The sequence below is a fragment of the Mesorhizobium sp. CA7 genome, assembly GCF_020165015.1.
In the GTDB taxonomy this organism is placed as follows: Bacteria; Pseudomonadota; Alphaproteobacteria; order Rhizobiales; family Rhizobiaceae; genus Mesorhizobium.
Genome location: NZ_JAIUHH010000002.1, coordinates 278,614 through 298,318 on the forward strand (window position 1 = coordinate 278,614; position 19,705 = coordinate 298,318).

Sequence of the window (19,705 nt, forward strand, 5' to 3'; positions counted from 1 at the left end):
CATCCCGACCTGGCCCCCCACGTCCTTGCCCGCAACGCCGGCAATGCCTTTGCTGTCTCAGTCATCGCCATCGTCTCCAATGAGCATGGCATGCAAGGAGCGCCGGCCTCGCGCGAGCAGGCTTTCCAGCGCATCGACGCTGACCTGCATGGCGCCGGCGGCCTCGATGTTGGACAGCTCCTGATAATACACCAGCACGATGGCCTCGCGCTGGCGTGGCGCGATCCGCTGCAGCGCTTGGTTGACCCTGCGCTCTTCGTCGCCCGGCATGACATCGGGAAGCGGCGCCTCGTCCGCCACCTCCGGCAGCTCGTCCGTCGTCCATTCGCTCCGGCGCCGCAGCCGGTCGTAGCAGAGGTTGAGCGCGACGCGGTGAATCCAGGTGTCGAAGCGTGCGTGCCCCTGGCGCCAGCCCGAGGCATGGCGCCAGATGCGCACGAAAGTCTCCTGGGCGACGTCCTCTGCTTCCGCCGGGTCGCCAAGCATCCTGGCGGCCAGGGCCAGGATGCGCGGCAGCTTGCGCGCCACCATCGCCTGCACCGCGGCGGTGTCGCCGGTGCCGATGCGGCGTACCAGTTCCTCGTCCGGATCGGCGCCCATCACGTCGGGCGCTCGCGGCTGTCATTGTGCGGCATAGCCTCTTGGTCATTGCTCCTGATTGGGAGCGGTTTTATGGCCCGGCCTCTCGTCGGCGCCGAGCACGCCGTCGCTATTCTTGTCGAGCCTGGCGAAGCGCTCGGCGAGAAAGGCGTCGAGCTCGCCCCTGTCGACGAAACCGTCCTTGTTGGCGTCGATGCGCGCGAAGGATTTGGCCGGATCGCCCTTGGCCTTGCGCGCGGTCTGGAAAGCGGTCCATTCGGTGAGGCTGACCTTGCCGTCATTGTCTGTGTCGGCCCGCATGAACGCCCTTTCCCGGCGCGCCTCGAACTTTTCCAGCGTCAGGCCGGATTTGCGTTGGTCAGACTTGGCGGCCGGAGTCGGGCTGCTCGGCGCCGTCTGGGCCGGGGCAGGGGGCGGCGTCGTTGTCTGGGCGACCGCGGCCGCGGTCTGCAGGCCAAGGGCAACGACGAATATGGTGGGGCGGATCATGCTCTCGTCTCCGGTTGGGCGCGGCCATTGGCGGCCACGCTTCAACCGTTGAACGCGAGACAGAGCAAAATCCGTCGGTCTTTTTCGACCGGACACCAACCTACCGGATCCGGCGCAGCCGGATCGAAGGATTGCTAAGGACAGGAGTCGACGGCTATCTCGGCTGGTCGACCGCCACCAACTGGTCCTGCTTGAAACCTGCATGTTGCGGCGTCCAGACGTCGCCCTCGCGGTTGAACCAGTGGCACAGATACGTGCCGGAAGCCGCCCCGTCGCTGACAGTCATTTCGGGGCCTCCGGACTTCAGCCTGACGACGTCTCCGGTCTTGAAACTATTGGGCATTTCGACCTCCCATGCTGACAAAGGGAGTTTCCCACCAACAGCTGTTCCCGACAATGGCCGAGATGCGCCGATCACGCGGTGCAGGGGGAAGGCGTGAGAATGACGCCGCTTGTGAGACACGCCGGGTAGCACCGTAGGCGTGGCCGGATCATCTCGAGGTTCTGGAGCTGAAGCGAGCGGCCCGATCGCTCCTTGGGTTCAATCGGTGTCGCGCAGTGGGGCCGGCGGCTGTGCCGATTGGCTGTCTTCTGCAGCCGGGCGGACGGTCATGGACTTTTCATCGGGCCACAATGCTTGTGCCTTCATCACCGCCGCCAAAAGATTGTCTGCTTCAAGGCTTCCGATTTTGGTTAGAAGCGGTCTGCTGCCCCCTGCTCTGAAATCGACGTGATAGACCGTCCAACTCCTCATTGCATTTCCGACAGATTGCGTCTTGGCATGGGCACGCGGATTGAAGCCCGGCTCGCTTTTGTGGTTAGGATTTTGAGGTCCGCAAGCCGGGCATGCACCGACCGATAGGGCGGGGGGCTTGGGGTTATCAGCCGGTGCGATCGCGAGACTGTCTGATTTGCCCGCCAGCCCACAATCGACCGAGGTCCATCCTGCCGAACGCATTGGTCCGAAAGGACCAAAGATATAGCCCCTTATTCCGTTGGGGCAGGTTGCCCCCGCCGGTGACTTTTTGTCATCCGCCGATGGCCCATGGTTCACGGCAGACCGCTCAAGCGCTCGGCCTCCGCTAATGCGCCTGGGCAGAGATGGCGGCCACCGGCGAATCGCGGGACGTGAACCGCTGGACCTCACAGGCCCAGCATTTCGCCGGAGCCTGTGAGGAAGATCCGCCCTAGCCCCCGTTAGCAGGTGCCGGTGCCGGTTTGGCGGGAGCGGCGGGCTTGGAGACGGACGGTGCGGACGGCGCCTCAACCTTGGGCGTGTTCACGCTAACGTTCACATCCTTACCTCCGCCCCCATTTATGTTTATCGCCCCCGTGAAGAATAGTAGGGCAACAACTGCGATGATGCCAAGGATTATCGCAACGGCTGTTCCGCCACCACCAGAGTTTACGACTGTAGGGCCGTCAGACATGGCTTTTCTCCTTTTCTTGAGTTCTCACTCGGAAGAAAAGAGAACTTTGTGGTATTTGTTCCGCACTCGGGCCACGGTCTTAAAGTACATACGACCGAAGTCCATTGACTGGAATGCCCAGACGGTTGTCGCCGAGCTGTGACAGAATGAAAAAACCCGCCGGCCGAAGCCAGCGGGTGAAGGTGGTTGGGCTCGGCCCCGCCAGGACCGAGCGCCCTATCATGTGCACACGGCCGAACTGGTCGCGCCTACAAATGTTAGGGCTAAAGGAAATTCCGAAGCACGGTCTAGGCGAGCAGGGAGAAAGTTAGCTGATCAGACGGTGAAGTTCGCGGTCGCTCAGGTCTACAGCCTTCGGCATCAGGTGTTTCTGTGCGGTTTCTGTACAAATCCGGCGAGGCGATCGGCTAAGTTATTGGAATTTTGGTGCCGCTTGCGTGACTCGAACACGCGACCCCATCATTACGAATGATGTGCTCTACCAACTGAGCTAAAGCGGCCCGGGAAGCGCTGAGCTTCCAGAATGGGCTGGGTGATAGACTCAACCGCTCGCTAATTCAAGATGGGCAGCGGTGAATTCCGGTCTCGCCGGCGGCAATTCCGATCTACGGTTACCGCGCGACGGGCGCCGGCGTGGCCCGCGGCGGCGTGCGGGTAAGCGGTCCTTCGCATCTGGCTGGCCGGCGCGGCTGCAGCCGCGGTGACGAAAAATGTTGATTCTTCAACAAAAAATGCCGAAATGGCTTTGGCCGGCAAGGCAGCCGCTCGCCGTTGATCGATTGGTCGTCTGCGGCTGACGACCAGACAACCGTGAGCGAACGCGCAGAGGGAGCTCGCTTGGACCCCATCGAGAAAGCGATCCGCAATGCCTTCGAGAAAGGCAATGCCGAGGACCGGGCGTTCCGCGAGAGGGTCTATCGATCCGCTTTTGCCGCGCTCGACCGCGTCCTGCAGGCCAATCCGAACGTCACGGTCGAGGCCGCCATCAGCCGCCGCAAGGCGGTCCAGGCCAAGATCACCGAGATCGAATCGGAGTTCCTGCCGGCCGTGCCAGAGGTGACGCTGCCGCCGGAAAGCGTCGCGCCCGCCGGCAATGGCGCACCGGCCCCCCGCGTCGAAGCGCCGTCCGAATCGGCCGCGCCGTCTGTCGACGCGCCGCTGCCGCCGTCGCAAACCGCGCCCTCGCCCTCGATCACCGTCGACGGCCCGGTCCAGCCCGATGCTTCGGACCGGCCGCGTGCGCGTGTGCTGCCGCGCGTGCCCGACATCATGCCCGACGAGACGGGGCTTCCCGATGCGCCCTCGCTCGATGATTCGCCGGGCGCTCCGGTCGGCAATGGCGCCCAGGTCGCGCCCGACCGCGACGAGCGGCGCATCAGGGGCCGGCGCTTGCCGCTCACCGCGGTCTTCGTCGTCGCGACATTGCTCGCGGCCGCCGGCATCGGCCTCTATTTCGCCAAGCAGACCGGTGTCTTCAAGACGGCGGCCGAGCTCAACACCGGCCCGCCGGAGCCGGCGCCGGCGCTGGACGACGAGGACTCCTCGCAGCCGACCGAGCCAGGCTCGCCGCAGAAACCGGGCGAAGCCGACCAGTCGAAGAACTGGATCAACGTCTTCTCGCCCGCCGACCCGACCCATGTCAGCGCGCCGTCCGACGCCGCCGCCGAGGTGATGAAGGACGATACCGGCCAGTTCCTGCGCATCCGCTCGGGCGCGTCCGGTTCGGCCATCGCCTTCGATGTCGGCCAGGGCGTGCTGGAGAAGCTTGCCGGCAAGCATGCCATGTTCGACATCGTTGCCCGTTCGGAAGAAGGCAAGGAGACGCAAATATCGATCGACTGCAATTTCGGCGATCTCGGCGATTGCGGCCGCAAGCGCTACGCGGTCGGCCACGAGCGCAACGAATATCTGTTCGACGTGCAGTTCCCGAACAAGCATCCGGGCGCCGCCGGCACGATCGCCGTCAATTCCGATTTCGACCAGAAGGGCAAGTCGGTGGATATCTACGAGATACGCGTCTCGATAGCGCAGTGATCGCGCCGCTCTATCCGCCAACGCAGGCGCTGCACCCCACCCGCGCCTTCGGCGCGACCTCCCCATCAAGGGGGGGTAGAAGGTCGCGCCACCCCCTACCTCCCCTTGATGGGAAGGTCGGCGCGAAGCGCCGGGTGGGGTGAGGCGCCGGCGCTCGATCTTTAGCTATCCAGCAATGCCTGCAGCGTCTCGATGCGGTCGGCTTCCGCCGCCGGCTTGTCCCAACGCAGCCGTGAGATGCGGGGGAAGCGCATCGCGACGCCCGATTTGTGGCGGGTCGAGCGGTTGAGGCCTTCGAACGCCACCTCCAGTACCAGGCCGTTCCTGCGGTCGGCGCGCACCGAGCGCACCGGCCCGAAACGCTCGATCGTATTGTCGCGCACATATTTGTCGATCTCTCTCAGCTCCTCGTCGGTGAAGCCGAAATAGGCCTTGCCGACCGGTACCAGCTCTTCCGAGCCCTCCGGGCCGGACCAGACGCCGAATGTGTAGTCGGAATAGAAACTGGAACGCTTGCCGTGGCCGCGCTGCGCATACATAAGCACCGCGTCGATGGTGTGCGGGTCGCGCTTCCACTTGAACCACGGGCCTTTCGGCCGGCCGGCAAGATAGGACGAATCCCAGCGCTTCAGCATCACCCCTTCGATGATCGGATGCGGCGGCGCCTGGCGCAGCCGCTCCAGCGTCTCCCAGTCGGAAAACGCGACCAGCGGCGAGAGATCGAAGCGGCTGGGGTCGAGGGTTTTGACGAAAGCCTCGAGCCGCTTGCGGCGCTCGGCGAAAGACAGCGCGCGCAGGTCCTCGCCGTCGATCTGCAGCGCGTCGTAGCAGCGCATGAAGGCCGGATATTGCTGCTGGATCTTTGGCGACACGCTCTTGCGGTTCAGTCGCTGCTGCAGGTCGGAGAAGGTTCCGGTCGCCTCGCGCGGGTCGCCGACCAAAAGCTCGCCGTCCAGCGCCGCCTCGAAATTCATCGCGGCGGCAAGGTCCGGGAAGGCGCCGGACACGTCGTCGCCGGTGCGCGAATAAAGCCGGCGCACCCCGCCTTCGCACACCGCCTGCACGCGTATGCCGTCCCACTTCCATTCCGCCGCATAATCGGCCGGGTCGAGCTTTTCGAGGTCGCCGTCGTCGACGGCATTGGACAGCATCACCGGACGGAACAGCGCCAGCGCGGCGCTCGTCGGCTTTTCCGCCCGGCCCTCGAGCCAAGCGAACAGCTCGGTGTAAGGTGGCGCCAGCCCGTGCCAGAGCTCCTCGATCTCAGCGACGTCGACTTGGCCAAGGTCGGCCAGCGCCTGCTTGGCGAGCCGCGCCGACACGCCGATGCGCAAGCCCCCGGTGACCAGCTTGATGATGGCGAAGCGCGCCGAGATGCTGGCGTCGTCGAGCAGCCGTGACAGAACCTTCGGCCCGTCGGAGCGGCTCGCCGCCTGCAGTCTGCCGACCACCTCGGCAAGCGTCGGCACATGATTGGGGATGTGGCCTTGCGGTTGCGGCCAGACCAGTGACACGGTCTCGGCGAGGTCGCCGACATAGTCGTAGGAATAGCCGAACAGTACCGGATCCATGCGCTCGACCACCAGCGCGCGCAGCATCGCCGGCTTCACCGCCGCGATCGAGAGATCGCCGGTGATCGCCGCCAGCGCCAGACCGCGATCGGGATCCTCGACGCTGCGGAAATAATCGGTCAGCAGCGTCAGCTTGCCGTTGCGCGACGGCGTCAGCACGAGGCGGTCGAGGAGCTCGGCGAAGCGGTTCATGGGCGTTTGCGCTGCGCCAATTGCGAAAGCTGGCGCGAGGCCCCCCTCTCTGGCCTGCCGGCCATCTCCCCCTCAAGGGGGGAGATTGGACGGCGCGTCCGCTTTCGCGAATCTTCGGCGCCGGTAGAGATGCGCCGGCGTTCAAGCTGCCAATCTCCCCCCTTGAGGGGGAGATGTCCGGCAGGACAGAGGGGGGCGCCGTAGAGCGCGGCGGTGGCGATTTCCCTATGCGCGTACGCCATCAATCGCCCTCATCCTCATACCCCACGAGATGCAGCGGCCGCGCCGCGATGCCCTCCAGCTCGCACCAGCGCACCAGCGCCTCCTCGCGGCCATGCGTGACCCAGATTTCCTCCGCGCCGGTTTCCTTGATCGTGATGATCAGCTCGTCCCAATCGGCATGGTCGGAAATGATCAGCGGCAGCTCGACGCCGCCTTGCTTGGCGCGCTGGCGGATGCGCATCCAGCCCGAGGCGAAGCAGGAGATCGGGTCGGGAAAACGCCGCGCCCAGCGGTCGGCGAAGGCCGACGGCGGGCCGACGACGATCGCGCCGGCGAAATCGGCCTTGCCGCGGCTTTCCACCGTCGCCGGCTCGAGCTGCCCAAGATCGATGCCCTGGCTCTGATAATATTCGCTGAGCTTCGCCAGCGCGCCATGGATATAGATCGGCCTGTCGTAGCCGGCGTCGCGCAACAGCCGCATCACGCGCTGCGCCTTGCCGAGCGCATAGGCGCCGATCAGATGCGAGCGTTCGGGAAATTGCGCCGCCGATCTGAGCACGCGCGCGATCTCCTCATGGTCCGGCGGATGGCGAAACACCGGCAGGCCGAAGGTCGCCTCGGTGATGAAGACATCGCATCGGATAGGCTCGAACGGCAGGCAGGTGGCGTCCTTCTGACGCTTGTAGTCGCCGGAGGCGACGATGCGCATGCCCGCATGCTCGACGCAGATCTGCGCCGAGCCTAGCACATGCCCGGCCGGATGGAAGGTGACGGCGACGCCGTTGATGTCGATCGTCTGACCGAAAGCAGCCGCCTGTGTCGTTCCGGCGAAATCCTCGCCGTAACGTAGCCCCATGATGTCGAGCGTCTCTTGCGTGGCCAGCACCGAGCGGTGGCCGGAGCGCGCATGGTCGGAATGGCCATGCGTGATCAGCGCCCGCCCGACGGGCCGCACCGGATCGATGAAGAAATCGCCGGGCGGGCAGTAGAGGCCCTCCGGCTGGGGCTTGAGCAGGTCGCTGGCGTGCATGGCTTTGAACATAGTGGCTAAATTTGCCTCGGGAAGCCTGTTGCAAGAGACTGCTGACTCGTCCTACAGCCCCTTGCCGGCTCCGCCTCGCCGGTGGGATTCTTCAAAAGATGAAACCGCTCCAGGCCTCCTCGGGCGATTTGAACGCCGATCGTCGCGCCGATTTCGCCGAGACGCTGCTCGCCTCGGGCGAGCCGGCGCAGGCGGCCGAGCTTCTGCTTGGCGCGCTGGAACTGGCGCCGCAATGGGCGGCGGGCTGGTTTCGCCTCGGCGAGATGCAGGAGGGGGCAGGCCTGCTCGACCAAGCCGCGCAGGCCTGGGCCATGGCGCTGAAGCTCGAGCCCGCGGACCGCCTTGGCGCCGCGCTGAAGCTTCAACTGATCGGCAAGGCGCCCGCCGCCGAGGCGCCGCCCAGCGCCTTTGTCGAGACCCTGTTCGATCACTATGCCGACAGTTTCGAGGATTCGCTTGTCGGCAAGCTCGGCTACGGGCTGCCGGATTTTCTCTGGCGCGCCATAAGCAAGGCACGGCCCGGCCGGTTCCGGCTGGCCCTCGACTTCGGCTGCGGCACCGGCCTGATGGGCGAGAGGCTGCGCCCGTTCGCCGACCGGCTGGAGGGCTACGACATCTCGGCCGGCATGCTGAGGAAGGCGAAGGCCAAGGGCATCTACGACCGGCTGGCCAAGGCCGACCTCCAGCATTTCTCTTACACAGGCGCCAAGGCCGACCTCGTTGTCGCGGCCGACGTGTTCATCTATCTGGGCGCGCTCGAACGCATTGTCGGCGCGGTCGCGAACATGCTTGCCGAGGGCGGCCTGTTCGCCTTTTCGGTCGAGACGCTTGCCAGCGACGGCGATTTCGCCCTTTTGCCGTCACGGCGCTATGCCCATTCCGAGGCCTATGCGCGGCGCGTGCTTCGCGCCAACGGGCTTGCAGTCCTGTCGCTGGAAAGCACGGTTATCCGGCACGACCGGCGGGATCCGGTCGCGGGCCTGGCCATTGTGGCTGGGCTTCCCGCTGCAGCCGCCGAGGTGGGGAATCCGGCAACGGCATGAGGTCGACCTTGCTGCGAAAAAGCCTGAATGGCATGGTCCCGGTTGCGCGGGGCGGATACCGAGTCTTTGTTTTTGCGCAATTCCGGACGGAAAACCACGAGGCACTTTTCCTGGAATTGCCCTAGGGAGATATCCATGCGCTGGACCATGGTTGCGTTGGCGTCTTGCCTGACGGTCTCCGGCTGTGTCGGCGGCACGTCGATGGCCGAGCGTCAGGACGAGGATGTCCAATCCTCATTGCAATACGACGATGTGCCTTGCGATCAGTTGCTGGCGCAGCGCAATCAACTGGCGCGGCAGAACAATCTGCCCGTCACTGCCAAGCCGGGCTTCTCCAATCCGGCCATGGGCTTCGGCCCGTTCATGCCGGACATGCGCTCCAAGGCGCAGCGCGCCAGCAACAAGGCGAGCGGCGAGATCGACGCCATGAACCGCTCGATCGAACGCCGCGACTGCGGTAAGCCGAAGAAGAAGGAGACGCTCGGGCTGCCCGGCTCGAAACCTTCCTGAGCGTTCGATTCGATATTCCGTTTGACGCTCGGCTGGACCGACGAGCGTTTGATCGCGCTTCAAAGACCGCCCGATGAACCTCTCAGACCTCGGCGAGCGCATCTGCATCCTGGGCCCGTCCAATAGCGGCAAGTCCACCCTTGCCGACGCTATAGCGCGCAAGCGCGGCCTGGAAGCCGTTCACCTCGATCAGCTCTTTCATCTGCCCAATACGGATTGGGAGCAGCGTCCGAGGGCCGAATTCATTGCCCTGCACGATGCTGCGATAGCCGGCGAGCGCTGGGTGATGGACGGGAACTATTCGGGTTGCATGCCGCAGCGACTTCGGCGGGCGACAGGCTTGATTCTGCTGGATATCTCCACGGCCGCGAGTCTTCTGCGCTATTTAAGGCGAACGCTGTTCGAGAAGGACAGACTCGGCGCTCTGGAAGGCGGGCGCGACAGCATCAAATGGGACATGATCCACCACATCGCCGTGGTGACGCCGCGAAACCGCAAGCGATACCAAGCGATGTTTGAAGAGCTTGAGCTGCCGAAGTTGCGGCTGTCTTCGCTGCGGTCGATCAAGCAGTGCTTCGATGCTTGTGATTTGACCCTGAACTAATGGCACTGCACAGGGATTTTGGCAGGCGGCATGCGTTGGAGATTGGCCGAAACGCCTATCGCGATCGTCATTCCAGGGCGAAGCAGGAGCGAAGCTCCGTCGCGAAGACCCTGGAATCCATGCCGTTACCTTCGTCAAGGTGTGCAACGGAGCAAAATTCTGCACCGTGGCGGCGCTTCGAAGCCACGGCATGGATTCCAGGGTCTGCGCGCGTCGCTTTCGCTCCTTGCTCCGCCCTAGAATGACGAGGTTGGGCGGCTTCAACCAATCCTCGGAGTTTGCGCCGATTTCACGGGAATGAACGGAAAATCTTGCGCCAAGACAAACGGCAACCTTTCAAATCCCTGTGTCGGGAGAACTAATACCCCGCCTTGCGGTCGACCAGGTTCTCGAGCTTCTCGCCGCGCTCGAAGGCGGCCATCTGGCGAAGCATGATCGGCACCAGATGCGCCGGGTCCGACGTCGCCGCCGCATGCGGCGTGACGAACACTTTCGGATGACTCCACAGCGGGCTGGTCTTCGGCAGCGGTTCGACCTCGAACACGTCGAGGCTCGCTTCCTTCAGCGTGCCGTCGTCCAGCGCGCGCAAAATGTCGGCGTCCTTCTGCAGGCGTCCGCGCCCGGCATTGATCAGCACGGCGCCGCCGAGCCCGTTGCGCCGGCGCAGTTCCTTGAGCAGTCCGTAATTGACGATGCCCTGGGTCTGCGGCGTGAGCGGCAAGAGCACAACCAGGATGTCAGTGGCATTGAGGAAGGGGATCAGCCCCGCCTCGCCGGCATAGGTCGAAACGCCCTTCATCCCCCGCTCGCTGCGCGACCATCCGTTGACGGCGAAACCGAGCGACAACAACGCCGAAGCCGCGGCGCGGCCAAGACTGCCAAGCCCCATGATGCCGACGGAGACGTCGCCCGCCACCCGTTGCGGCGGCTCGTGCCAGATCTTCTTTTGCTGCTGGGCCCGGTAAAGCGACGCCTGGCGATGGTGGTCGAGCACGCGCCAGACAACATATTCGACCATGTGCTGGGTAAGATTGTCGGCGACGATCTTGACGATCGGCACGTCGGGCAGGCCGGGATCGGCAAAGACATGGTCGACACCGGCGCCGATCGAGAAGATGGCACGCAGATTGGGCAGCGACTTGAGAAGGTTGGGCTTCTGCTTCCACACCACCGCATAGGTGATCGACGGATCGTCGGCGCCGTTCGGCTCCAGCACGACCTCGCGCTCGGCCGACAGCAGCTCATGCCAGCGCTGCGGGTGGATGCCCGTGAGGACAAGCAGGATTTTGCCTTTTTCCATTCTCGGATTTTTTCCCTGTTTCGCCGGTGCGGAACCGGCTACTCGCTGACCACGCCGGTCGGCGCGGTCTCGATCTTGAAGGCCGCCGCCATCAGCGCCCGCGTATAATCGGTTTGCGGGCTGCTGAAAATCTGCTCGGAAGGTCCCGCCTCGACGATCCGGCCATTGCGCATGACGATGACATCATTGGCAAGGGCGCGGACGACCTTGAGGTCGTGGCTGATGAAGAGGTAAGCGAGATTGTGCTTGGCCTGCAGGCTGCGCAAAAGGTCGACCACCTGCGCCTGCACGCTCATGTCGAGTGCGGAGGTCGGCTCGTCGAGCATGACGAAGCGCGGGTTGAGCACCATGGCGCGGGCTATGGCGACGCGCTGGCGTTGGCCGCCGGAGAATTCATGCGGATAGCGGTGGCGCGTTTCGGGATCGAGGCCGACCTCCTTCAGCACGGCGACCACCTTGTCGTCGCGCTGGTCGGCCGAGAGCTTCGGCTCGTGGATCTTCAGCCCTTCCTCGATGATCTCGGAGACCGACAGGCGCGGGCTGAGCGATCCGAACGGATCCTGGAAGACGATCTGCAATTCGCGCCGCAGCGGCCGCATGGCGCCGAAGGACAGCTGGTTGATGTCGCGTCCGTTGAAATTGATCGTACCGGTCGAGGAGATCATCCGCGCGAGCGCCAGGCCCAGCGTCGTCTTGCCCGAGCCGGATTCGCCGACGACGCCAAGGGTCTGGCCGGCCCGCACTGTGACGTCGATGCCGTCCACGGCCTTCACATGGTCGACCGTGGTGCGGAAGAAGCCTTTCTTGATCGGGAACCAGACCTTGATGTCCTTGCCGGTCATGACGGATTTGGCGCCCGGGTCGGTTGTGGGCGGCTTGCCCTTCGGCTCGGCCGCGAGCAGATGCTTTGTATAGTCATGCCGCGGATTGGCGAAGATTTCCCTGGTCGGGCCGCTCTCCACGATCTTGCCCTTGGTCATGACGCAGACGCGGTCGGCGATCCTGCGCACGATGCCGAGATCATGCGTGATGAACAGCAGCGACATGCCCTTGCGGGCTTTGAGCTCCGCCAGCAGTTCCAGGATCTGCGCCTGCACGGTGACGTCGAGCGCGGTCGTCGGCTCGTCGGCGATCAGAAGCTCCGGCTCGTTGGCCAGAGCCATGGCGATCATGACGCGCTGGCGCTGCCCGCCGGAGAGCTGGTGCGGATAGGCGTCGAGGCGTTTCTGCGGATCGCGGATGCCGACCTCGGTGAGCAGCTCCAGCGTGCGCGCGCGGGCGGCTTGATCGCGCAGGCCCTGATGCAATTGCAGCACCTCGACGATCTGCTGCTCGATCGTGTGCAGCGGGTTGAGCGAGGTCATCGGCTCCTGGAAGATCATGGTGATCTTGTTGCCGCGCACGCCGCGCAACGCCTTCTCGTCCATGGCGAGCAGGTTGGCCCCGCTGAACAGGATCCTGCCCGACGGATGGCTGGCGGCGGGATAGGGCAGGAGCTTCAGCACCGACAGCGCCGAGACCGATTTGCCCGAGCCGGATTCGCCCACCAGGGCCAGCGTCTCGCCCTTGGCGATGTCGAATGAGATATGGTCGACGGCGATCGATTGCTCGCCGCCTTGCGCGAAGGCGACGCTCAGGTCTTGGACGGAAAGCAGGGCTTGGCTCATTTGAACGTCTTGCGCGGATCGAAGGCGTCACGCGTCGCCTCGCCGATGAAGACCAGCAGCGACAGCATCAGCGAGATCACGATGAAGCCGGAGATGCCGAGCCAGGGGGCGTTGAGGTTGCGCTGCGCCTGTTTCAGCAATTCGCCGAGCGAGGCCGAGCCCGGCGGCAGGCCGAAGCCGAGATAGTCGAGCGAGGTCAGCGTCGAGATCGAGCCCGAGAGCAGGAAGGGCAGGAAGGTCAGCGTCGCCACCATGGCGTTCGGCAACAGGTGGCGGAACATGATGGTGAGGTTCGGCACGCCCAGCGCGCGCGCCGCGTTGACATATTCGAAGTTGCGGGCGCGCAGGAATTCTGCCCGCACCACGCCGACCAGCGCCACCCATGAAAACAACAGCATCAGGCCGAGCAGGATGAAGAAGCCGGGCGGCAGGATGGCCGAGATGATGAGCAGCAGATAGAGAACCGGGATCGCCGACCAGATCTCGATGAAACGCTGGAAGAGAAGGTCGGTCCAGCCGCCGAAATAGCCTTGCACCGCGCCCGCCGCGACGCCGATCAGCGACGAGCCGAGCGTCAGGATCAGGCCGAACAGAACCGAGATGCGGAAGCCATAGAGCACCCGCGCCAGCACGTCGCGGGCCTGGTCGTCCGTGCCCAGCCAGTTCCAGTTGCCGACGGTGCAGTTGGCGTCGGCCTCGCCTTGCGGATACTGGCTGCAGCGCGTCTTCTTGTCGTAAAGCCAGGACGGCTTTGCCGGCGCCGGTTCCGGAATGGCGTTGTTGACCGTCTGATAGGAATAACGGACCGGCGGCCAGATCATCCAGCCATTGGAGTTGATCTCGTCCTGGATCACCGGATCGCGATAGTCGGTGACGGCGTAGAAACCGCCGAACTTCTCCTCCGGATAGGCGACCAGGACCGGAAACAGGATCTCGCCCTTGTAGGAGGCGACGATCGGCTTGTCGTTGGCGATCAGCTCTGAGAACAGCGACAGCACGAACAGGAACAGGAAGATCCAGAGCGACCAGTAGCCGCGCCGGTTGGCTTTGAAATTCTGCAGCCGCCGCTGGTTGAGCGGCGACAGAAATGGCCTGCGAGGCCGCGCCGGCGCGCTTTCGATCGCCGCCTCGGCCATCAGATGTCTCTCCGCTCGAAGTCGATGCGCGGATCGACCCAGGTGTAGATCAGGTCGGACAAAAGGCCAACGAACAGGCCAAGCAGCGAGAAGATGTAGAGGGTGGCGAATACCACCGGATAGTCGCGGTCGATCACCGACTTGAAGCCGAGCAGGCCGAGGCCGTCGAGCGAGAAGATGTTCTCGATCAGCAGCGAGCCGGTGAAGAAGGCCGAGATGAAGGCGCTGGGAAAGCCCGCGATCACGATCAGCATGGCGTTGCGGAAGACGTGGCCGTAGAGCACTTTGCGCTCCGACAGGCCCTTGGCGCGCGCCGTCACGACATATTGCTTGCGGATTTCCTCGAGGAAGGAGTTCTTGGTGAGCAGGGTGGTCGTGGCGAAGGCCGACAGCACGAGCGCCGTCAGCGGCAGCGTCATGTGCCAGAAATAGTCGGCGATCTTGCCCGGCCAGGACAGCTGATCCCAATTGTCCGAAACGATGCCGCGCAGCGGAAACCAGTCCCAGAACGAACCGCCCGCGAACAGCACCATGAGCATGATGCCGAACAGGAAGCCGGGAATGGCATAGCCGACGATGACGACGCCGCTGGTCCATACGTCGAAGGTCGAGCCATCCTTCACCGCCTTGCGGATGCCGAGCGGGATCGAGATCAGGTAGGACAGAAGCGTGATCCACAGGCCGATGGAGATGGAGACGGGCATCTTCTCCAGGATCAGGTTCAGCACCGAGATATCGCGGAAATAGCTGTCGCCGAAATCGAAGCGGATATAGTTCCACAGCATCATGCCGAACCGCTCGAGTGGCGGCTTGTCGAAGCCGAACTGCTTTTCCAGCTTCTTGATGAATTCGGGATCGAGCCCCTGCGCGCCGCGATATTTCGAGCCGACATCGCCGGCCACGTCGAAATTGCCGCCGCCGCCTGCGTCGCCGCCACCGCTGCCGAGGCGATCGTTGCCGCCCTGATTGGTCAGCCGGGCAATCACCTGCTCGACCGGGCCGCCCGGCGCGAACTGGATGACCGCGAAGGAGATCGCCATGATGCCGAACAGCGTCGGGATCATCAGAAGAATGCGGCGCAGGATATAGGCGCCCATCAGGCGACGGGCCCCGCGCGAACAGTGATGTCAGGCTTTGCCAATCTTTGCCGCCTTGCCCTTGTCGAACCACCACAGCGCCTCGACCGGAAAGCCGAAATCGGGTTTCTGTTCGGGAAAGCCGAACATGTCCCAATAGGCGCTTCGGTGATTCGCCAGATACCAACTTGGAATCCAATCGCGCCGCGCGCGCAAGGCCCGGTCCAACGCACGCATGGCGGTGCTCAGGCTTTCACGATCCTTGGCGGCGCCGACGGCATCGATCAGCGCATCGATTGCCGGGCTTGCAACGCCCGACAGGTTGCGTGAACCCGATACTGAGGCGCTGCGCGAATGGAAGAAAATTTCCAGATCGTCGCGGGTCGGCGTGGCGCTGAAATTGAAGGCGGCCGAGAGCAGGTCGAAATCGAATGTCGATTGCCTGAGCTGGTACTGCGCTGAATCCACCAGGCGGATCGAGGCATCGATGCCGATGGCCTTCATGTTGGCGACCCAGGGCGAATAGACTTGCACGAAGGTCTCGTCGTCGACCAGGAATTCGGCGGTCAGCCGCCCGCCTTTGTCGTTGAGCACGAAATCGCCGGAGCGTTTCCAGCCGGCCTCGGCGAGCAGCTTCAGCGCAGCGCTCAATTGCTTGCGGTCACGCCCGGACCCGTCCGATGGCGGTTGCGTCACCGCCTCGCCAAAGGTCTCCGGCGGCAACTGGTCGCGCAGCGGCTCAAGCAGCGCCAGTTCCTGCGGTGTTGGCATGCCAGAGGCGCGGAAGTCGGATTTCTCGAAGCAGGATTGCGAGCGCTGGTAGGAACCGTAGAAGAAGTTGCGCCGCGTCCATTCGAAATCGAAGCAGAGCGCGATCGCCTGCCGCACGCGCGGATCCTTGAATTGCTCCCGCCGCTGGTTAACCGCCGTGGCCTGCATGGAAGGCGTGGTTTCGGCGGGGAATTCATGCTTGATCACCTTGCCGCCGGTGAAGGCCGGAAAGTCGTAGGCCGTCGCCCAGACACGCGAGGTGAACTCCTCGCGGTAGAGGATCTCGCCCTTCTTGAAGGCCTCGAAGCCGGCCGTGCGATCCTGGTAGAATTCGATACGGATACGCCCGAAATTGTTCTGGCCGCGGTTGACCGGCAGGTCGTTGCCCCAATAGTCGGGCACGCGCTCATATTCGATCCAGGCGCCCGCCGACCAGCGCCCGACCTTATAGGCGCTTGAGCCGAGCGGCGGATTGAGCTGCGAGGAATCGAACGGGTTGGCCGTAAAGAAGGCCTTCGAAAGGATCGGGAACCCGACCACATTGAGGATGGTGCGGGCCGACTGCTTGCCGGAGAATTTGAGCTCGACCGTGTGGGTATCCTTCGCCACCGCGTCATCCAGATGTGTCAGCGACAGCGCGTAGTCCGGATGCCCTTTGTCCTTCAACAGCTTGAAGGTGAAGGCGACATCGTCGGCGGTGAGCGGCGTGCCGTCATGGAAGCGTGCCTGCGGGCGCAGCGAGAAGGTGAAGCTGTTGCGGTCGTCCGAGAGCGTGACACCGTCGGCGATCAGTCCGTAAACCGCGTCCGGCTCGTCCAGCGCCCGCACCATCAGCGAATCGAAGCACATTTCCATACGCTGCGGGGAATCGCCCTTGGGGACGAAGGAATTCAGCGTGTTGAAGGTCTGCGGGCTCTCGTTGGCGCCCCAGTTCGGCGGCGAGAAGTTGAAGGTGCCGCCTTGCGGCGCATCGACATTCACATAGTCGAAATGCGTGAAGTCGGGTTTGTATTTCAGGTCGCCGAAGGCCGACAGGCCGTGCAGCTTGACGCCGGTAGGCGTCTCGGCAAAGGCCCGGCCAGGCAGCAGCGCCGCGGCAGCGGCTGCGGCGCCGAGCGCCAGGAAGTCGCGGCGAGGGAGCAAAGTCCGCCGCTCCATCAATTGAGACCCTTGTATTTGGCGGCCAGCGCCTTTTCCTTCACCGGGTCGATCCACCAGGAATCGATATCGGCGCCGCGGTAGCTGGGCTGCTTATCCGGCATGCCGAATTTATTCCAGTAGGCGTACCAGACAGCGGTGCGATGGTACTGCGGCAGGACGTAGAAGTTCCACAAGAGCACCCGGTCAAGGGCGTGGGTGGCGGCGATAAGATCGGCGCGGTCGCTGGCAAAAACGATCCGATCTATCAGGGCGTCTACGACCGGGTCCTTAATGCCCATCAGGTTACGCGAGCCTGGGGCGTCTGCTGCCTTCGAACTCCAGAATTCGCGTTGCTCGTTGCCGGGCGATTCAGATTGCTGAAGCACCGTCGTTACCATATCGAACTCGAAGTGGTTGATCCGGTTGATGTACTGGGTCTGGTCGATGATGCGTAGGGTCGCGTCGATCCCTATTTTGCGCAGGTTAGCGATGTAAGGGCTGGAGATGACTTGGTCGGTGTCGTTCGAACCGAGTATCTCGAACTTAAGCGGCTCGCCGGACTTTGTGTTGATCATCTTGCCGCCCTTGATCTGCCAGCCGGCCTGAGCAAGGAGATCAACGGCCCGCTTAAGATGTTTCCGCTCCGCTTGCGGTGAGTCATAGACAGGTAGCTTGAACTCCTGAGTGAACAATTCGGGCGGCAGCTTGTCGCGATATTTTTCCAGGATTTCCAGTTCCTTGCCTTGCGGCAGGCCGCTCGACGCCAGTTCGGTGCCTTGGAAATAGCTCGACGTTCTGGTGTTGAAGCCAAAAAACAGCGTCCTGTTCATCGTCTCGAAATCGAAGGGCTGGGTCAGCGCCTCACGCACCCGACGATCTTGGAAAAGTGCTCGCCGCTGGTTGAACACGAAGCCCTGCATGGGCTGCGCATGTTCGCTTTCGAAGGTCTTCTTGATCACGTCGCCGCCCTTGAAGGCCGGAAAGTCATAGGCCGTTGCCCATTTGCGCGAACTCATTTCGCGGTGGATGTCGTCGAGCCCCCCCTTGGTGAAGGCCTGCCAGGCAGCGTTGTCGTCGAGGATGTAGGTAAAGCGCTGGGTGTCGAAATTCTCGCGCCCGATCTTGACCGGCAGCTTGGCGCCCCAATAGTCCGGCACGCGCTGCCAGACGATTTCCGAGCCTGGCTTGAAGCTGGCAATCTTGTAGGCCGCGGAGCCCAGTGGCGGCTCGAGCGTCGGCCTTGTGATGTCGCGCTTCTTGCCGCTGGCGTCCGTGCCTTCCCACCAGTGCTTCGGCAAGACGACGAGATCGCCGAGGATCTTGGGCAGCTCGCGGTTGCCCTTCTGGTTGAAATGGAACTCGACCTCGCGGTCCGAGACCGCGACCGCCTCGGTCACATTCTCGAAATAGCGATTGTATCTTGGGCTGTTGGCTTTGAGCACCTGGAACGACCAGATCACGTCGTCGACCGTGATCGGCTGGCCGTCATGCCATTTGGCGCGTGGATCGAGCCGGTAGGTCGCCGTCGAATAGTCGGCGGGATACTTGAAGGCATCGGCAATCAGCGGGTGGCTGACGCTGCCTTCGTCGGTCGCCTGGTCCATCAGCGTGTCGTAGAGCAGGCCGCCGCCAAACTCGGCGAAGCCGCCGGCAGGCGATCCTTGCACGATGTATGGGTTGAAGCTGTCAAACGTGCCGACGGCGACGGCGTTATAGGTGCCGCCCTTCGGCGCATCTGGATTGACGTAGTCGTAATGCTGAAAATTCTCGCCATACTTTGAAGGTCCGATCAGCGACGATGTCGTGCGCCATTCATCGGCGAAGCCGGCCTGCAGGCTGGCGGCGAAGGCAAGCGCGAATGCCGATGCGAAAAGCGTGCGGAAGCGGCCAACCTTCATGCGTTCTCCTCGTCGCGAACTCCAGAGCGGTTCATCGTTTCCCGGAAACCGCTCTATCGCTTTGTTTCGACGCAATTCCGGACGGAAACCCGGTTCCCGCTTTCGTGGAATTGCTCTGTCCACCCGCAATCTAGATCATTTGACGCGGGTGGAAACCGCAAGTGCCGCCTTTGTCGCGGTCCATGCAGCTTTCCTAACAGAAAAGCCGGGACGAACCCGGCTTTTCCAAGGAAGTCTCTATGACGAATTGTTTATTGAGCGGGCGCGGCGGGCTTGGCCGGAGCGGTTCCCTCGGCCGGCTTGGCCGGCGCAGCGCCTTCGGCGGGCTTCGCGGGTGCGGCACCTTCCGCCGGCTTGGTGCCTTCGGCAGGCTTGGCTTCGGCCGAAGCGCCCGGCTGCGGCAGCGGCTTCGGATTGTCCGACAGCGTGCGCAGATAGGCGATCACATTGGCGCGATCTTCATCCTTCGGCAGGCCGGCGAAGCCCATCGCCGTGCCCTTCACGAACTTCTTCGGCGAGGTGATGAAGTGGTTGAGATTGTCGTAAGTCCAGTGCTCCTGGCCGCCCTTGGAGAAATCCTTCATGCCGGCCGAATAGGCGAAGCCTTCATGCTCGGCGACGGGGCGGTCGACGATGTCCCAAAGGTCCGGACCGACCTTGTTCGGGCCGCCTTTTTCGCCGGAATGGCAGGCCTGGCATTTCTTGAAGATCGCTGCGCCCGCCTCGACATTGGCGGTGGCGAGCAGGTCGGCGATCGGCTTGGCTTCCGCCGCGGGAGCAGCCGGACCGCCTTCGGTCGGTTCCTGCGCTTCGATGGCGAAGCCGGGCTTTTCGGGCGTCGGCGAGGCGAACAGCCCGTCCGAGACGAGGCCTATGGAAAAGACGATGAAGCAGGTTCCAAGAAATCCGCCGAGCAGCTTGTTCACTTCGTTGGAATCCATACGCCCCTTGCTCCCTTTTCCGGCGGACCGTCCCGTCCA

16 protein-coding genes and 1 tRNA gene are annotated in these 19,705 nt (G+C 63.6%); 4 read left to right on the plus strand and 13 right to left on the minus strand.

The genetic code is table 11. The features are described 5' to 3' along the window. Window positions 1-57 precede the first annotated feature (57 nt). The 4 genes from LB552_RS06060 to LB552_RS06075 all read right to left on the minus strand — a co-directional run bounded on the left by LB552_RS06060 (window position 58) and on the right by LB552_RS06075 (window position 3,019). A complete protein-coding gene (locus LB552_RS06060; protein WP_224602794.1) occupies window positions 58-600 on the minus strand; it encodes an RNA polymerase sigma factor in 543 nt (180 codons plus the stop codon). 45 nt (window positions 601-645) lie between these two features. After that, window positions 646-1,089: an EF-hand domain-containing protein gene (locus LB552_RS06065; RefSeq protein WP_224602797.1), complete on the minus strand. Its 444-nt coding sequence runs from the start codon at window positions 1,087-1,089 to the stop codon at window positions 646-648. 154 nt (window positions 1,090-1,243) lie between these two features. Further along, complete coding sequence (locus tag LB552_RS06070; protein WP_095766010.1) at window positions 1,244-1,432, minus strand: YodC family protein; 189 nt, start codon at window positions 1,430-1,432, stop codon at window positions 1,244-1,246. Between the two features lie 1,511 nt (window positions 1,433-2,943). After that, a tRNA-Thr gene (locus LB552_RS06075) sits at window positions 2,944-3,019 on the minus strand. Window positions 3,020-3,356: 337 nt separating this feature from the next. Here LB552_RS06075 and LB552_RS06080 point away from each other — a divergent pair. Beyond that, window positions 3,357-4,553: a hypothetical protein gene (locus tag LB552_RS06080; RefSeq protein WP_224602808.1), complete on the plus strand. Its 1,197-nt coding sequence runs from the start codon at window positions 3,357-3,359 to the stop codon at window positions 4,551-4,553. A 161-nt stretch (window positions 4,554-4,714) separates the two neighbouring features. Here the strand turns inward: LB552_RS06080 and LB552_RS06085 are convergent, their stop codons facing one another. Next, window positions 4,715-6,316, minus strand: coding sequence for a cisplatin damage response ATP-dependent DNA ligase (locus LB552_RS06085; RefSeq protein WP_224602810.1), 1,602 nt, complete (start codon window positions 6,314-6,316; stop codon window positions 4,715-4,717). 241 nt (window positions 6,317-6,557) lie between these two features. After that, a complete protein-coding gene (locus tag LB552_RS06090; RefSeq protein WP_224603397.1) occupies window positions 6,558-7,568 on the minus strand; it encodes a ligase-associated DNA damage response exonuclease in 1,011 nt (336 codons plus the stop codon). 110 nt (window positions 7,569-7,678) lie between these two features. Here LB552_RS06090 and LB552_RS06095 point away from each other — a divergent pair, with 110 nt between their 5' ends. The 3 genes from LB552_RS06095 (at window position 7,679) to LB552_RS06105 (ending at window position 9,737) form a co-directional block, all read left to right on the plus strand. Further along, complete coding sequence (locus LB552_RS06095) at window positions 7,679-8,623, plus strand: methyltransferase domain-containing protein (protein WP_224602812.1); 945 nt, start codon at window positions 7,679-7,681, stop codon at window positions 8,621-8,623. 135 nt (window positions 8,624-8,758) lie between these two features. Beyond that, complete coding sequence (locus LB552_RS06100) at window positions 8,759-9,133, plus strand: hypothetical protein (RefSeq protein WP_140843790.1); 375 nt, start codon at window positions 8,759-8,761, stop codon at window positions 9,131-9,133. A 73-nt stretch (window positions 9,134-9,206) separates the two neighbouring features. After that, on the plus strand, window positions 9,207-9,737 hold the full coding sequence (locus LB552_RS06105) for an AAA family ATPase (RefSeq protein ID WP_224602814.1): 531 nt from the start codon (window positions 9,207-9,209) through the stop codon (window positions 9,735-9,737). A gap of 358 nt (window positions 9,738-10,095) precedes the next feature. Here the strand turns inward: LB552_RS06105 and LB552_RS06110 are convergent, their stop codons facing one another. From LB552_RS06110 to LB552_RS06140, 7 genes are all read right to left on the minus strand, one after another. Continuing rightward, the gene (locus LB552_RS06110) at window positions 10,096-11,037 is read right to left on the minus strand and encodes a 2-hydroxyacid dehydrogenase (RefSeq protein ID WP_224602816.1); all 942 of its coding nucleotides are present in this window, start codon (window positions 11,035-11,037) and stop codon (window positions 10,096-10,098) included. A 38-nt stretch (window positions 11,038-11,075) separates the two neighbouring features. Continuing rightward, window positions 11,076-12,704 (minus strand): ABC transporter ATP-binding protein, encoded by a 1,629-nt coding sequence (locus LB552_RS06115; RefSeq protein WP_224602818.1) that lies wholly within the window; start codon window positions 12,702-12,704, stop codon window positions 11,076-11,078. Continuing rightward, window positions 12,701-13,840 (minus strand): ABC transporter permease, encoded by a 1,140-nt coding sequence (locus LB552_RS06120; protein WP_224602820.1) that lies wholly within the window; start codon window positions 13,838-13,840, stop codon window positions 12,701-12,703. Before LB552_RS06120 ends, LB552_RS06115 begins: the two co-directional genes overlap by 4 nt. Then, entirely contained in the window at window positions 13,840-14,937 is a 1,098-nt protein-coding gene (locus tag LB552_RS06125; RefSeq protein WP_224602821.1) for a microcin C ABC transporter permease YejB, read from the minus strand. The genes LB552_RS06120 and LB552_RS06125 overlap by 1 nt, the downstream gene beginning before the upstream one ends. Before the next feature lie 30 nt (window positions 14,938-14,967). Beyond that, window positions 14,968-16,845 (minus strand): extracellular solute-binding protein, encoded by a 1,878-nt coding sequence (locus LB552_RS06130; protein ID WP_224602824.1) that lies wholly within the window; start codon window positions 16,843-16,845, stop codon window positions 14,968-14,970. Beyond that, window positions 16,845-18,725, minus strand: coding sequence for an extracellular solute-binding protein (locus LB552_RS06135; protein WP_224602826.1), 1,881 nt, complete (start codon window positions 18,723-18,725; stop codon window positions 16,845-16,847). The genes LB552_RS06130 and LB552_RS06135 overlap by 1 nt, the downstream gene beginning before the upstream one ends. Before the next feature lie 251 nt (window positions 18,726-18,976). Beyond that, on the minus strand, window positions 18,977-19,666 hold the full coding sequence (locus LB552_RS06140) for a c-type cytochrome (RefSeq protein WP_224602828.1): 690 nt from the start codon (window positions 19,664-19,666) through the stop codon (window positions 18,977-18,979). Between the last annotated feature and the right edge of the window lie 39 nt (window positions 19,667-19,705).

Excerpts from the sequence above, each read along its gene's own strand:
- LB552_RS06060 (WP_224602794.1), bottom strand. The coding sequence starts at position 600 with ATGGGCGCCGATCCGGACGAGGAACTGGTACGCCGCATCGGCACCGGC.
- LB552_RS06065 (WP_224602797.1), bottom strand. The coding sequence starts at position 1,089 with ATGATCCGCCCCACCATATTCGTCGTTGCCCTTGGCCTGCAGACCGCG.
- LB552_RS06070 (WP_095766010.1), bottom strand. The coding sequence starts at position 1,432 with ATGCCCAATAGTTTCAAGACCGGAGACGTCGTCAGGCTGAAGTCCGGA.
- LB552_RS06085 (WP_224602810.1), bottom strand. The coding sequence starts at position 6,316 with ATGAACCGCTTCGCCGAGCTCCTCGACCGCCTCGTGCTGACGCCGTCG.
- LB552_RS06090 (WP_224603397.1), bottom strand. The coding sequence starts at position 7,568 with ATGCACGCCAGCGACCTGCTCAAGCCCCAGCCGGAGGGCCTCTACTGC.
- LB552_RS06095 (WP_224602812.1), top strand. The coding sequence starts at position 7,679 with ATGAAACCGCTCCAGGCCTCCTCGGGCGATTTGAACGCCGATCGTCGC.
- LB552_RS06100 (WP_140843790.1), top strand. The coding sequence starts at position 8,759 with ATGCGCTGGACCATGGTTGCGTTGGCGTCTTGCCTGACGGTCTCCGGC.
- LB552_RS06105 (WP_224602814.1), top strand. The coding sequence starts at position 9,207 with ATGAACCTCTCAGACCTCGGCGAGCGCATCTGCATCCTGGGCCCGTCC.
- LB552_RS06110 (WP_224602816.1), bottom strand. The coding sequence starts at position 11,037 with ATGGAAAAAGGCAAAATCCTGCTTGTCCTCACGGGCATCCACCCGCAG.
- LB552_RS06115 (WP_224602818.1), bottom strand. The coding sequence starts at position 12,704 with ATGAGCCAAGCCCTGCTTTCCGTCCAAGACCTGAGCGTCGCCTTCGCG.
- LB552_RS06120 (WP_224602820.1), bottom strand. The coding sequence starts at position 13,840 with ATGGCCGAGGCGGCGATCGAAAGCGCGCCGGCGCGGCCTCGCAGGCCA.
- LB552_RS06125 (WP_224602821.1), bottom strand. The coding sequence starts at position 14,937 with ATGGGCGCCTATATCCTGCGCCGCATTCTTCTGATGATCCCGACGCTG.
- LB552_RS06130 (WP_224602824.1), bottom strand. The coding sequence starts at position 16,845 with ATGGAGCGGCGGACTTTGCTCCCTCGCCGCGACTTCCTGGCGCTCGGC.
- LB552_RS06135 (WP_224602826.1), bottom strand. The coding sequence starts at position 18,725 with ATGAAGGTTGGCCGCTTCCGCACGCTTTTCGCATCGGCATTCGCGCTT.
- LB552_RS06140 (WP_224602828.1), bottom strand. The coding sequence starts at position 19,666 with ATGGATTCCAACGAAGTGAACAAGCTGCTCGGCGGATTTCTTGGAACC.